This is a genomic window from Streptomyces spongiicola, assembly GCF_003122365.1.
Lineage (GTDB): Bacteria > Actinomycetota > Actinomycetes > Streptomycetales > Streptomycetaceae > Streptomyces > Streptomyces spongiicola.
The window spans coordinates 5,937,067-5,950,608 of sequence record NZ_CP029254.1; the positions used below are offsets into that span (position 1 = coordinate 5,937,067).

9 protein-coding genes and 1 pseudogene are annotated in these 13,542 nt (G+C 68.7%); 6 read left to right on the forward strand and 4 right to left on the reverse strand.

Features of this window, described 5'->3' with window-relative positions; genetic code table 11:
- Positions 1 to 27: 27 nt before the first annotated feature.
- Genes DDQ41_RS25915 through DDQ41_RS25925 form a run of 3 tightly spaced genes read left to right on the forward strand, consistent with a single transcriptional unit; the run spans position 28 to position 3,258 of the window.
- The gene (locus DDQ41_RS25915; protein ID WP_109296620.1) at positions 28 to 1,194 is read left to right on the forward strand and encodes a DUF262 domain-containing protein; all 1,167 of its coding nucleotides are present in this window, start codon (positions 28 to 30) and stop codon (positions 1,192 to 1,194) included.
- Positions 1,191 to 2,303: a DUF3696 domain-containing protein gene (locus tag DDQ41_RS25920; protein WP_109296621.1), complete on the forward strand. Its 1,113-nt coding sequence runs from the start codon at positions 1,191 to 1,193 to the stop codon at positions 2,301 to 2,303. Before DDQ41_RS25915 ends, DDQ41_RS25920 begins: the two co-directional genes overlap by 4 nt.
- Complete coding sequence (locus DDQ41_RS25925) at positions 2,281 to 3,258, forward strand: hypothetical protein (RefSeq protein ID WP_109296622.1); 978 nt, start codon at positions 2,281 to 2,283, stop codon at positions 3,256 to 3,258. Before DDQ41_RS25920 ends, DDQ41_RS25925 begins: the two co-directional genes overlap by 23 nt.
- A gap of 395 nt (positions 3,259 to 3,653) precedes the next feature.
- Here DDQ41_RS25925 and DDQ41_RS25930 read toward each other — a convergent pair whose 3' ends face one another.
- Entirely contained in the window at positions 3,654 to 5,183 is a 1,530-nt protein-coding gene (locus tag DDQ41_RS25930) for a helix-turn-helix domain-containing protein (protein ID WP_109296623.1), read from the reverse strand.
- A gap of 410 nt (positions 5,184 to 5,593) precedes the next feature.
- On the opposite strand from DDQ41_RS25930, the gene DDQ41_RS25935 reads away from it, so the two are divergent.
- From DDQ41_RS25935 to DDQ41_RS25945, 3 genes and pseudogenes are all read left to right on the forward strand, one after another.
- Complete coding sequence (locus DDQ41_RS25935; RefSeq protein WP_109296624.1) at positions 5,594 to 6,484, forward strand: aminoglycoside phosphotransferase family protein; 891 nt, start codon at positions 5,594 to 5,596, stop codon at positions 6,482 to 6,484.
- Positions 6,485 to 7,101: 617 nt separating this feature from the next.
- Positions 7,102 to 7,485: pseudogene (locus DDQ41_RS33255) on the forward strand (YunG family protein); the annotation flags it as partial.
- Between the two features lie 60 nt (positions 7,486 to 7,545).
- On the forward strand, positions 7,546 to 8,040 hold the full coding sequence (locus tag DDQ41_RS25945; protein WP_262508686.1) for an NUDIX domain-containing protein: 495 nt from the start codon (positions 7,546 to 7,548) through the stop codon (positions 8,038 to 8,040).
- A gap of 840 nt (positions 8,041 to 8,880) precedes the next feature.
- On the opposite strand, the gene DDQ41_RS25955 is transcribed toward DDQ41_RS25945, so the two are convergent.
- The 3 genes from DDQ41_RS25955 to DDQ41_RS25965 are packed head-to-tail and all read right to left on the reverse strand — an operon-like array spanning position 8,881 to position 13,462.
- Positions 8,881 to 9,474: a hypothetical protein gene (locus DDQ41_RS25955; protein WP_109296626.1), complete on the reverse strand. Its 594-nt coding sequence runs from the start codon at positions 9,472 to 9,474 to the stop codon at positions 8,881 to 8,883.
- Between the two features lie 56 nt (positions 9,475 to 9,530).
- Positions 9,531 to 10,541 (reverse strand): TniB family NTP-binding protein, encoded by a 1,011-nt coding sequence (locus DDQ41_RS25960; RefSeq protein WP_109296627.1) that lies wholly within the window; start codon positions 10,539 to 10,541, stop codon positions 9,531 to 9,533.
- On the reverse strand, positions 10,538 to 13,462 hold the full coding sequence (locus tag DDQ41_RS25965) for a TnsA-like heteromeric transposase endonuclease subunit (protein WP_109296628.1): 2,925 nt from the start codon (positions 13,460 to 13,462) through the stop codon (positions 10,538 to 10,540). Before DDQ41_RS25965 ends, DDQ41_RS25960 begins: the two co-directional genes overlap by 4 nt.
- Positions 13,463 to 13,542 lie beyond the last annotated feature (80 nt).

The following is a 13,542-nucleotide window of genomic DNA, read 5'->3' on the forward strand; positions in this document are numbered from 1 at the left end:
TGCCGGTCGCCCGGATACGATCCCCTCATGACGACCCCGGACACCCCCCAGCCGCCGAAGATCACGGAGGAGCACTTCCTCGACACGGGCACCGGGGTCGAGGCGGAGACCGAGGCCGAGGACGCGCCCCCGGAGATCGACAGGCCGTGGAACCCGGAGCAGATCCGGGTCAACACCAAGCAGTTCTCGCTGCGCAACGCCCTGGACATGATCGAGGACGGATCGCTGGAGCTGGCCCCGGACTTCCAGCGCGGCCGGGTGTGGAAACCCAGGCAGAAGTCGCGGCTCATCGAATCCGTGCTCCTGCAGATCCCGCTCCCCGCCTTCTACTTCGCCGAGGACACCGACGGGCTCATGCGCGTGGTCGACGGCCTCCAGCGCCTGTCGACCATCCACGACTTCGTACGCGGGGGAGAGGAACGAGGGTTCCCGCTCAAGGGACTCGAGTACCTGCAGGGCACGGTGGAGGGAAAGCGTTTCGAGGACCTCCCCGCTCCGTGGAAGCGGCGCATCTACAACACCCAGATCGTCACCAACGTCATCGACCCGACGACTCCGCCGGACGTCATGTACGACATCTTCAAGCGCATCAACACGGGCGGCACGCCCCTGAACGCGCAGGAGATCCGGCACTGCATGAGCAAAGGCCGCAGTCGGACCGTCCTGCGGGAGATGACCTCCACGGCGGAGTTCAACGCGGCGACCGACAACATGGGCGGCCACATCCGGATGAACGACCGGGAGATGGCCCTGCGTTTCGCCGCTTTCTGGTTGATGGGTACGAAGGGTTACGCGAAGTACGCCGCGATGGACCCCTTCCTCCAGCACACCACCACGGTGCTGGACCGTACGGAGGAGGGGGACGCCACGGTCGACGCGCTCATGGCCGATTTCCGCAAGGCCATGGTGAACGCCCGCTTGGTCTTCGGCGATCAGGCGTTCCGCAAGTGGCCGCTCGAGTTGTCCGGCCGGAACCCGATCAACCGGGCGCTCTTCGAGGCATGGTCGATCGCCCTCGCCCGGTACGAGGCCACGGACCTCGAACAGCGCCGCGAAGCGATCGTTGAGGCCGCACGCTTCCTGATGACGAACGACTACCCGTACCTGGAGGCCATCACCTCCTCCACGGGCGACGTCCGCCGGGTGATGCTCCGTTTCGATGTCACCGCCCAGGTCACGGAGGCCGGTGGGTGATCACCTCCCTGCGCGTCCGGTACTTCAAACGCTTCGCCGACGCCTCCTTCGCCCTGCGCCCCCTCACCGTGCTCACCGGACTCAACGGAACGGGGAAGAGCACCACCGTCCAGAGCCTGCTGCTGGCCCGCCAGCTCGCGGACGCGCCGGCCGGTCGAGTGGTCCAGCTCAATGGCCCCTACGGACTCGCCCTGGGCGAAGCACACGAGGTGCTGCACCCGGACGCCCCCGACTCCACCATCGAGATCGAGATCGCGGGCGACGGAGCCGAGGTACCCGGCCTGCACCGCTTCACGGTCCCCGACGAGCAGGCCCTCTACCTGAGGGTGGCCGAGAACAGCGAGTCCCCGCCCGCGGAACTGTGCGGCAGGGGCAGCGCGTTCACCTACCTGTGCGCCGAGCGCCTCGGCCCCCGCGACCAGCTGGGCGTCTCTGCGGAGCATCCCGACCTGCTCGGAGTCGGCGTGCGGGGGGAGTACACCGCGCAGGTACTCGCCCTGCACGAGACCCGGGTGGTGGGTGAGCCCTTGCTCCACCCGACGACCCGTAACACCCACAACGTCACCACCCTGCGTACGCAGGTGGAAACCTGGGCCTCCGACATCATCCGCCCCATTAAGATCACCGCACAGTGGCCGCCCGGCATCACGGCGAGCACCATCCGCTTCCAGGAACCGGGCCTGCTGAGCGAGCCGATCCGCCCGGCCAACATGGGCTTCGGATTCTCCTACGCCCTGCCCGTGATCGTCGCCGGCCTTCTCACCGGTCCGGGGGACCTGCTGATCGTCGAGAACCCGGAGGCGCATCTCCACCCCGGCGGCCAGTCCAAGCTGGGCGGCTTCCTCGCCCGGGTCGCCGGGGCCGGCGCGCAGGTGGTCGTAGAGACGCACAGCGACCACGTCCTCAACGGGGCGCGACTGGCCGTGGCGGAGGAACGGATCCTGCGGCCCGAGGACGCGATCGTGCACTACTTCGGCGAGGAGGAAGCCGGTTCCGTGCCCATCGAGTTCACCGCGAAGGGCGAACTGACCGAGTGGCCGCGAGGCTTCTTCGACCAGATCGAACAGGACTTGGGGAGGCTGGCGCGTGCCAGGCGCAGGGAACGGTGAGTCCTACCGGATCGTCGTGGACGAGTCGTCCTTCGACTTCAGGGGGCTGACGGAGGAGCGGTTGACCGACCTGCTGGACGATTTCAGCGACACCCTGGAGGAGTTATCCGAACAGCATCCGGTCGCCGTCTCGCCGTGGTGGGTGGAGGCGGAGTGCGCGGACGACCGGAAGCTCTACGACGTCCTGTACGAGGGGGAGACGCCGCGCGCCGGACGTGACGCGCGACTGAGAATGGTCCGTCTCATGGACCGCTGCCCCACCTGGGACACGGATCTTCCCGGCCTGCCCGACCGGGTCGAAGTGGCGGGCACCGCCCATGACCTTGCCTGGTCCCTCTGCTACGCCTGGTGGCGGACGCGGCGGAGGCACCACGTTGCCTGCCTGGTCTTCCCCGTCCGGGACCGCCGCGGCTGGCTCCCGCTCTCCGCGAGCGACGGGACGACCGACGAGCCGGTGGCCGAGGATGTCTTCCACCTCGTCGAGGCGCCCGCGCTGTCCGAGTTCTGGCGTTCTCTTTTCAGGCGGGAGGACATAGCGGAGCAGGGCTTCTTCGACCGTGCCCGCCGGAGCTTCCCGGAACTGGTCTTCGCAGACTCCCTCTCCTTCCGCAAATTCGACGGCTCCTACGCGGAGATGCGTGACTGGGTCGTGCGGCTCCTGGGTGTGGTGCACGACCACTTCGCCGAGGCCCTGGCCCTGCACTCGGGGCAGCCGCATCAGGTGCAGGCCGAACTGGGTCGTTTCGGCCTGGACCTGTCCCCCGAGAGCCCCAACACTCGCTCCAAGCCCGGAATCATGAAGCAGCGCGACGTCGACCACGAGGGCGAGACCTACCGCTGCGAGTGGCACGGCAAGAAGGAACGGCACCGCAACCGCGTCCACTTCAGTCTCCCCGAACCCCGCCTCAGCGGTCGCATCCTCATCGGTATCTTCGTGGACCATCTGGACACCTGAGCACGGGGAAGGGAAACGCGCTCCCGCACTGCGCGTACCCGCACCCGTGGGGGACACGCCTCCATCGTGACTGCAGGGCAGCGGCAAGGTTCATGATGCGCGAGCTTGCTTCCGCAGTGAGATGGGCTCGTGGAGGGTGCATGAGTGTGACCGTAAGGCAGTGAGTCGACCACCCGGCCCCCCTTCTCCTCGTCCATACGTTGTTCAGGCCGACGCCCTGCCTGTGGCCCATCACGTGTGTAGTGCCGGGCAATCCGTCCCCCAGCCCCTGAGGCCGACAGCCTCCTGACTCGGCCCAAGAGTCCCTGAGCAGTCCCACAGGCGAAGCCGAACCCCCTCCTGGCTCGCATGAATGCAGATCAGGAGGGGTGTAACGGCGTTGATTCCGACGGCTTTCAGATGTCGCGGAAGATCTCGATCTGCGCGCCGACCGAGTTGAGGCGCTCCGCCAGCTCCTCGTAACCGCGGTTGATGACATAGACGTTGCGCAGCACCGAGGTGCCCTCGGCCGCCATCATCGCGAGCAGGACCACCACGGCCGGACGCAGCGCCGGCGGGCACATCATCTCGGCGGCCCGCCAGCGGGTGGGGCCCTCGACGAGGACGCGGTGCGGGTCGAGGAGCTGGAGCCGGCCGCCGAGGCGGTTGAGGTCGGTGAGGTAGATGGCGCGGTTGTCGTAGACCCAGTCGTGGATGAGGGTCTGCCCCTGGGCCACGGCCGCGATCGCCGCGAAGAACGGCACGTTGTCGATGTTGAGGCCGGGGAAGGGCATCGGGTGGATCTTGTCGATCGGCGCCTCCAGCTTGGAGGGCCGGACGGTCAGGTCCACCAGCCGGGTCCGTCCGTTGTCGGCGGTGTACTCGGGGGTGCGGTCGTGGTCGAGGCCCATCTCCTCCAGCACCGCGAGTTCGATCTCCAGGAACTCGATCGGCACCCGGCGGATCGTCAGCTGCGACTCGGTGACGACGGCGGCCGCGATCAGGCTCATCGCCTCGACCGGGTCCTCGGAGGGGGAGTAGTCGACGTCCACGTCGATCTCGGGTACGCCGTGGACGGTCAGCGTGGTCGTGCCGATGCCGTCGACCCGTACGCCCAGGGCCTCCAGGAAGAAGCACAGGTCCTGGACCATGTAGTTGGAGGAGGCGTTGCGGATCACGGTGATGCCGTCGTGGCGGGCGGCGGCCAGCAGCGCGTTCTCGGTCACCGTGTCGCCGCGCTCGGTCAGCACGATCGGGCGGTCGGGGGCGACCGAGCGCTCGACGGCCGCGTGGTAGAGGCCTTCCGTCGCGGTGATGTCCAGGCCGAAGCGGCGCAGCGCGATCATGTGCGGCTCGATGGTGCGGGTGCCGAGGTCGCAGCCTCCGGCGTACGGCAGGCGGAAGCGGTCCATCCGGTGCAGCAGCGGGCCGAGGAACATGATGATCGAGCGGGTCCGGCGCGCGGCCTCCGCGTCGATGGCGTCCATGTCGAGCCGGGCCGGGGGGACGATCTCGAGGTCGGTGCCGTCGTTGATCCAGCGGGTGCGGACGCCGATGGAGTGCAGCACCTCCAGCAGCCGGTAGACCTCCTCGATGCGCGCGACCCGGCGCAGTACGGTGCGGCCCTTGTTCAGCAGTGACCCGCAGAGCAGTGCGACGCAGGCGTTCTTGCTCGTCTTGACGTCGATGGCACCGGAGAGGCGGCGCCTGCCGACGACCCGCAGATGCATGGGACCGGCGTAGCCGAGTGACACGATCTCGCTGTCGAGCGCCTCTCCGATCCGGGCGATCATCTCAAGGCTGATGTTCTGATTGCCGCGCTCGATGCGGTTGACGGCGCTCTGGCTGGTGCCGAGTGCGTCGGCGAGCTGCGACTGCGTCCAGCCACGATGTTGACGGGCGTCACGGATGAGCTTGCCGATGCGTACGAGGTAGTCGTCTGCCATGGGGGAAGGCTATCTCAGATATGAGATGAGGCTTCCATTGGGGTGGACCAAACGGGTGATACCTGGTCTTGATGCTCCATCACCTGGCCAACTCGGGCAAACCGGGCTAGGCCGTTCGGGGGCACGATGGGTGCCGCATCGCCCGCTCCGGGTCGCGCGCGGCCGGACGGTGGTCTCGGCGGCGTTCCGGTGGTCATGCGTTCCCGTGGCCACCCCGCCCCTGCTCCCCGGTCGCCCCCGGCCACTCCGCCCCTGCTCCCCGGCCGTCCCCGGCCACCGCCCCGGACGGCCCCGGCTCCCGCGCCGCGGTTGCGCCCTGGGCTGCCGCCGTGGGCGGGCCCTGCTCCGTTGATCTGGACTGCTTCCGTCGTTGTCGAACCGGACCAGTGGAAGGGCCCCCGAGACTGACCATGCACGGTGACCAAGTGGACGTGACCACCGACATCGTTGCGACCTCGGTCCGGGATCAGTTCCCGCAGTGGACTGGCAAGGCGGTCCGACTCCTGTCGTCTACCGGGACGGTCCACGCCGTCTTCCGCATCGGGGACGACCTCTCCGCGCGTCTTCCGCTGCGGCTGACCGATGCCGCGCAGGCGCTGGCGGTTCTGGAACGGGAAGCCCGGGCGAGCGCGGAGCCGGCACGGGTGTCTCGGTTCCCCGTTCCGGAACCTGTCGCCTTGGGAACGCCTGGTGCGGGTTGTCCCATGCCGTGGTCGGTCCAGACATGGCTGCCGGGGACGGTCGCCGTCGATGCCGACCCGAGTGGGTCGGACGCTTTCGCCCGGGATCTTGCGGCCTTCATCGCGGCCCTGCGGGACGCCGGGACGCGGGGGCGGCGTTTCGGCGGCGAGAACCGTGGCGGCGTTCTCGCTCACCACGACGACTGGATGGCGAAGTGCTTCGAGGAGAGCGAGGGGCTGCTCGACGTGCCCCGGCTGCGCCGGCTGTGGACCCACCTTCGAGAGTTGCCGCGCACGGCTCCCGACGTGATGAGCCATGGCGACTTGATTCCCGGCAACGTACTGGTCACGGGAGACCGGCTCGGCGGGGTGCTCGACACCGGCGGCTTCGGTCCGGCCTTCCCCGCGCTGGATCTGGTCGGCGCCTGGCACCTGCTGCGGCCGGGCCCGCGAGAAGTGCTCCGGCGGACACCGGCCAGTGACGATCTGGAGTGGGAGCGCGGCAAGGCATGGGCCTTCGAACAGGCGATGGGCCTTGTCTGGTACTACGTCGAGAGCAATCCGGCGATGAGCAGCATGGGGCGCCGGACACTCGACCGCATTCTGGAGTCGCCGAAGTGAGGTCGCCGGATCCGTTCATCGGTACGGATGTCGACGACCACCGCCGAGCCATCCGTGCGGCGTATGAAGTAGTCCGGTGTGTGCCGACGCTCACGCTCGCCGTCGTGCAGGTGCGGCCGGAACGGCTGCGAGGCGCCCCCCGCCACCCCGGGATCGAAGTCCGTCAGTGCAAGCCGGTCCCGCTCCGGCCGCGACTCGAAACAGACGTGCCGCCCGGTACCGGTCCGAGAAATGATGCTCACCACGCGACCGGCGAAGCGGCCGCACCGCGGCCACGTCCTCGAACCGTGCCGTCACGCGGTCCGGCAGCGGACGCGGCCGGCACTTCCGTGCCGCATCCGTGTGCGACGGCTCGACGTACGGCTCCGCGAGATCGGCCCCGACCGGTGCGGCCACCCGGTACCCCCGGCACGTCTCGTTCTGTGACCGGGTGCGCCGGCAGGGTGGCCGGAACGACCGCGGTGGCCGTCACACGCCTCGAATGGATGGCAGCGGACAAGCGGACACCACTGACCTGTCGCAGTGAAGGTTAAGCGTTTCTCACCGAAGATTGAGCGGATGGCCTTGCGAGGCAGAGCCTCCGGCCGTTGTCAGTGCTTGCAGGCAGGATCACGGGCATGACGCCATTGCTTCTTTCCGACATCGAAAGAGCCGTTCGCAGCAGTTGGAGTGCCGAGACGTGCACTCCTGAGTTCCGGTCGCGCTGGACCGAGGAGAATCCGGCTCGGGACCAGTGCGGGGTGACCGCCATGGTGCTCAATGACCTGCTGGGAGGGGAGCTGATCCGCGGGGAGGTCCACGTCAACGGAGAGCGTGTGGACTACCACTGGTGGAACCGCCTGGGCATGGGCATTGAGGTCGATCTCACCCGCGAGCAGTTCGGGCCGGAGGAGACTGTCACTGGCGGCATCGTCATTCCCCGCCCGCCCGTGACCGAGTGGCGCAGGCTCCGTGAAGAGTACGAGCTTCTCCGCGACCGAGTCATGGAGAAGCTCAATCGGCAGCAGGTATCCGCCTCTGTGGCCGTGCCTCGGCAGCCTTCTGCGGGGTTCGTGGATGAGATGGTCGAGCGTGTTGACGAACAAGACCAGGTCTTGGCGGTGGTCGGCCGGGGTGAGGCCGTTCGCCATGGCTGGTTGCATCGGATCGCCGTGACGGTGTGCCGGGACCGGGAAGGTCGGATCCTCGTGCAACGTCGGTCCGAGCACGTCGCTCGGTTCCCCGGGCACTACGAGGTAGCGTCCGGCGGTGCTGTTGCCGAGGGGGAGTCCTATGAGGAAGCTGCAGCGCGCGAACTGGCAGAGGAACTAGGCGTTCGAGCGCCAGTCCGCTTCATCGTGAAGTTCTTGAACCGTAGCGGGCTCAGTCCCCATTGGCTTGCCGTGCACGAGGCTGTCCTGTTCGACGATCCGAATCCTGACCCGGATGAGGTGATGTGGCACGGCTGGCTGTCGGAGTCCGAGCTCTTCCGGTCGATGCGGGAGAACCTGTTCACTCCGGACACCCATGACGCTTTGAGTCACTACTTTGCCGCTGTGGGGCGGGGAATCGCCTGATCGCCTTGGTCCTCCTCGCTGTGCCACTGCCGACCTTCGACGGGGTCGGGGACCTGTTGGAGTCGCGCCTTCTTGCGGAGCCCGTAGAGCTTGTTGCGGCAGGAGTTTGAGCACGTCAGGCGTATCTGGTTGTTGTGGCCCGGTTTGAGGGGGCCAGCGCATGCTGCGCAGGCTGTCGGTTGCAGCCGGGGCGGGGCATCAGGGGGTGGCGAAGGCCGGGGAGGTTCGCCTCTTTCGAGCCGTCGGCGTGTGTATGCCTGGTGGCTGCACCGTCTTGAGCACCAGCGTCTTCGACTGCCGGGTCCGAGCGAGGTGTCGCAGACGCCGCAGCTCGGTTCCGGGAGAGCTATCTCCTCGACTCTCTCGCTCCGGCGTTGGCGGTATGCCCTTTGACGGCAGCGCTGTGAACACCAGCGGCGTGCCTCTTCGTGGACGGAGACGGTCACCTTCTTGCCGCAAACCTGACAGAGCACCTCGCGTTCATCGCGTGGTCTCGGGTTCCGCCTTCGGTAGGCCTTCTGCCGGCACGCGTGCGAGCAGGTCCGCCGTGAGCTGCCGCCCGCACGGAGGAACATGAGGGAACCGCACTCAACGCACCGAGCGCCCTCGAGGATTTCCCGCAGGGCGGAAGGGTCACGACCGGCCACGGCGGCCAGACGTGTCCAGGACACCCGTCGTGACGACGGCGGGTCCTGGAGGTAGGCCCGCAGGTGCCGAACCTTGAGATGGTTGGCGGCGGCGAGGCGCTCGAGGAAGGAATTCAGGCCCTCACCGGCGACGGGCCGGACCTGCCGGGGAGCTGGGCGGGTGGGCTCGGGCTGGGCATCGTGTCCGGTCATGTCAGCAGATCGGCGGGGTGGGCGAGCGGTAGCCGGTTCGCTGGTTGCGGACGTAGGCGTTGAGGGTGGAGAAGGAGATCGAGACGCCGTGGTCGTCCATCAGCGCTGTCCAGATGTCCTTCGCGCTCATGTCCGTGCTGATCATCGGGTTCACCAGGTGACGGACGGAGGCGATGACCGGCGTCTTGCGGTAGCGGTTGGGCCGTTGGCGGGCGGGAGGGAGCGACGCGGTCAGGGCCTGGCGGACGACGCGCCGGCTGACGCCGTGCCGTTCCGCGAGTCGGCGCGGGGACATGCCGTTCTCGGCGTCCTGGCGGATCGCGCGATAGAGCAGGTAGATGCCCTTGGGCAGGGTTTCGTACCGGCCTGTGACGGTCGTGCGCCGACGTGGGGTGGAGCTGTCGGTCAGAGCCCGCTGCAGGTGGTCGGCCGGTCGGCCGGCGAGGACGGCGAGCCGGTCCAGGCGCGGTTTGCCGGTCCAGTTCGGCGGGCCGCAGGCGACGCTGTGCAGGACGCTGGGCTTGAGGTGGTTGGCCCGGGCCAGGCGGCGGATGTAGTTCTCGGTGTTCTCGCCCAGGTGTGGACGGACCGGCATCGGTGGCGGGGTCAGCGACTGCGCGTCAGCGCGCTGGTGCCCTGTCGGCCGGCCGGTCATGACTCGGAGCTGTGGTCGAGCGGAATCGCCTCCAGGCTCTTCTTGGTGATCTCCTCGCTGCCGGTCAGGACCGCGTCCAGGGCGGCGCCGCGGATGAGGTGGGAGAGTGAGCCGATCATGCCGTCGGTGCGGTCGTGGAGGTATCGGTCCAGGTCGGTGAGGGTGCCGGGCTTGTGGTTGTGGAGGCGGAGGGATTCCTCCAGGGTGGCGAGCAGGCCCTGCCATTCGGTGTTGTAGGGCAGCGGGGCGGTGGGGATCAGGGTGAAGCGTCCGGCGATCTGCTGTCCGCGGGTGCCGTCGAACAGGCCCTCGCGTTCGACGTTGATCCCGGCATAGACGAACGTCGCCGGGATGCGCTCGGAGAAGTACTTCAGCGTATCGGCGACCTCGGCTCCCGACCTGGTCGCCAGCGAGATGTTGTGCAGTTCGTCGACGAGGACCAGGCCGACCCGGGCGTCGGTCAGCACGCCGCAGACGGACTCCAGGATGTCGGTGATGTTCGAACGGGTGCGGATGGGCAGGCCGAGGAACCGGGCGAACTCCACCGCCACCATCCGCGGCGTCGCGGCCGGCGGGACGGTGATGTAGACGACCGGGATTCGGTCGCCGACGCCGGGATGACGGGCCCGGTCGAGGAGTTCGTGCGAGCGTCCGAGCTGGGTGATCGCGGTGGTCTTGCCCGTGCCGGCCGGGCCGGAGACGATCAGCCCGCGGCGGGCGCTGACCGCGTGCCGGTTCAGCAGCACCAGACGGCGCCCGGTGGTGACCGTGTGCTGGACGACCGAGGTCGCCACCACCAGCAGCCGGGTGTGGTGGTCGATCCGGTCCTCGTCGTAGCGGGTGAGCTCGGCAGGGCTGAGTTCCGCGCGTTCGGCGTCGCTCAGCAGGTGGGGTATGAGGGGCTGGTCCGCGACGAAGGCCCGCCAGCCCGGCAGGGTCGTCAGATGCAGGTCCGGCTCGTCCGGGCCGTCGGCGGACGGGCTGAGCAGGCTGTGCGGTTGTGTCATCGCTTCTTCCAGGGGTCGGCGAGCGGATCGAACAGGCCCAGCGGGATCACCTTGGCCAGCGGTTCTTCCTCCTCCGCCTGCGGCGGCTCGGGTTCGGACTCCGGCGCGGTGCGCGGTGCCCGCGGAGGTATCGGGACGGGCGGGGCGGCCTTGGTGCGGGCGATGACCTGTTTGTCGCGGCGGGTGCGCTTCTTCGGCTTGGCCTGCGCGTCCTCAGGACCGGCGTGGGCGCGGGTCAGCAGGGCGGCGGCGGCCTGAGCGATCTCCGCCTCGGTGCCCTCGGGCAGGCCCCGGGCGGCGTGGTCCCAGGCCAGCTCACCGAAGGGGACCGGGGTGTGGCGCAGGTGCTTCCACGTGGCTTCGATCCACTCGCCGTCGCCGTGGTGGTTGCGTACCCAGATGCGAGAGATGTCGTAGGGGTCGTGGTGGATCTCCCACAGGCCCTTCTTCTCCGTCATGCCGGAGTGCTGGCGCCGGATCAGACCGGGGCCATCGTAGGTGCGGCGCTTGATCTTGATGCCGTAGTCGTTCACCGCCCGCCAGACGGACGGCAGCAACTCGATGTAGTCCTCGGCGCTGAGCGCGACCGAGACATAGCCGCAGGCCTCGACCAGCGCGGCGTACTTCTCGTTCGGCGTGAACGACCGGCCCGGGTGCAACGGATCGCGCAGCCCGTCGTGCTCGCGGTTCTGCCACTTCGCGACGATCCATTCGTCCAGAAGCTCCTGCAACTCCGGCAGGGACCACAGCGGCCGCTTGTCCAGGTTCCGGCCGCGGTGGTCGGTGCTGCGGCCGGTGTAGCCGGCGACGAACTGCGCGAAGGCTATGCCGACGGAGTCCAGCATCTTCTCCACGTGCCCCTTCTGGAACGGGGACGCCTTGTGCGTAGGCTGGAAGTCGATCTCCAGAAAGCGGCAGGACGCCTTGAAGTTGCGGGAGATGAACACCATGCCGTGATCGCAGACGATCATCTCCGGCACGATCACCGGCCTCGCCGCCGCGTGCTCCAGCCGCTCGTCGATGTCCAGCAGCCGGCGATAGGGCAGCACCGAGCGTGACATCCGCAGGGCGTCCGCCCAGCCCGGCCGCATCACCTCGGGCGTGAGCGTGCGGGCCAGCAGCACGCTCGCGTCGACCGACTTCGTGCTGGGCCGCAGCACCGCCGCCGTCACCGTCCTGGTCGCGACGTCGATCACGCCGGTGAGATCGACCTTCCCGACCACTCCGTCGTCCAGGCGGACCAGCACGTCCAGCGGGGTGGAATCCATCTGCATCACCTCGCCCGGCGCGAACACCGTCCACTGCCCGAACGGCGCCTTCGCCCCATGTGCGCGAGAGCGGCGGTTGCGGGCCGTCCCCGAGACGGGATTGCCCTGCGACAGCTTGGCCAGCAGCCGGTAGAGCGTCGCCTGCGACGGCAACCCGACACTCTCGGCCGCCTCCCGCAGGATCTCGCCGGTCCGCCAGATGATGTAGGTCCCGGTGCGGGTGGAGTCGTCCTCAACCTCCTTGATCGCCTTCCGCATGGCCTCGACCACCGCGTCGTCGACCGTCCCGAAGCGAGGCCGCTTGCGCACCGGGCGACGGTCGGCCAGCCCCAGCAGCCCCTCAGCCTGATAGCGGCGCCGGAAGTTGCCGACCGTACTCACACTGACCCGGTAACCGGCGGCCGTCAGCTCGGCCGCCTTCGCTCGCTCGCGCGCGGTCAGCGAATGACGGGCCGGATCGTACTCAGGCCGCGGCCCGTCATCCCCACCCGCATCAGGGTCTGTGCCGTGGAGAACCTCCAGAATGTGCCCCTCCCACCACAGGGCCTTCTCCCGCGCGCGTTCCGGAAGCGCCTCCAACAGCGACACCGGCGGCAAAGGCATCCGCACCGGACTGCCGAGCACCTCGAAGCTCTCATCACCCAGCAGCACCGCCAGCGGAACCTCCCGCGGCGAGCCGCCCTCCTCAGACAGCGTCACTGCCCGGGCGGACACCGCGAGCACCGCCCTCACCCGCCCGGCGAACCGCACCCGGTCACCCACCCCGACCGCAGCCGGCCTCGACAGCCTGCGCATCTGGCTCCCCTCACCGCGTGTGCCCGGCCTCGGACGCAACAGACCATGTCCCCGGCCCTCCTGCGGCGGCCCGATGACAGTCCCATCCGACGTGTGCACCACAGTGCCACTGCCCAGCAGATCCCCACCGAGGTCAGCCCGAAGTGCCCCGGACCACAGCAGATGGAACAGCACCGGCAGAACCCGCAGGACGTCCCCCGCCACCTCGGCCCCCGCCCGCAGCGGGCCCGGCTGCCGGAAGACCTCCAGCAGACGCTCGGCGACATCCGCATCACGGCCGCACCGCCCGTGCCGATAGCGGGCCAGCCACCGCACATTCGCCATGAACACCGGATCCGGGACACCGACGTGCGCGAACTCCCAGCCAACCGCCGAACAGGCCCGCTCGGTCGCGGCGAACGCCTCCGCGGTTCGCTCATCGACCTGATCCTCGGCACGGACATCGACCACCCGAGCCCGGCCGTCGGCCAGCCGAACGAAGTAGTCAGGCGCGTGCCGCCGCCCCTCACCCTCCTCGCGCCAGTGCAGCCAGAACGGCTGGGAGGCGATCCCCACCACGTCCGGGGCGAAGTCCAGCAGAATCAGCCGGTCCCGCTCCAGCCACGACTCGTAGCCCACATGGCCGCCGGTCGTCACCGCGTAGTACCAGCCCGCGAAGCTGCGGGCACCCTTGTTCCAGCGGAACCCACGTACCGGCGCCACATCCTCGAACCTGACGCTCCACCCGGCACCCAACGCGACACGCCGCCGCCGGCCGCTATCGAAGAAGTCCAGCTCGAAGGCCCTCAGTACGGGATCGCCGTACGCGTGTAACGCTTCCCCCACCGTCTCCCCAGACAGCCAGGCCGCAACGGCCACTCAACCTTCGCTGAGAATACCGAGCTGCCACCAGCCTTCGCTGAGAATCCTCAACCTTCGCTGCGAGAGATCAACCACCT

What these genes read in the sequence shown, in the direction of transcription:
- DDQ41_RS25915 (WP_109296620.1), top strand. Translation starts at nt 28, where the DNA reads ATGACGACCCCGGACACCCCCCAGCCGCCGAAGATCACGGAGGAGCAC.
- DDQ41_RS25930 (WP_109296623.1), bottom strand. Translation starts at nt 5,183, where the DNA reads ATGGCAGACGACTACCTCGTACGCATCGGCAAGCTCATCCGTGACGCC.
- DDQ41_RS25935 (WP_109296624.1), top strand. Translation starts at nt 5,594, where the DNA reads ATGCACGGTGACCAAGTGGACGTGACCACCGACATCGTTGCGACCTCG.
- DDQ41_RS25945 (WP_262508686.1), top strand. Translation starts at nt 7,546, where the DNA reads ATGGTCGAGCGTGTTGACGAACAAGACCAGGTCTTGGCGGTGGTCGGC.
- DDQ41_RS25955 (WP_109296626.1), bottom strand. Translation starts at nt 9,474, where the DNA reads ATGCCGGTCCGTCCACACCTGGGCGAGAACACCGAGAACTACATCCGC.
- DDQ41_RS25960 (WP_109296627.1), bottom strand. Translation starts at nt 10,541, where the DNA reads ATGACACAACCGCACAGCCTGCTCAGCCCGTCCGCCGACGGCCCGGAC.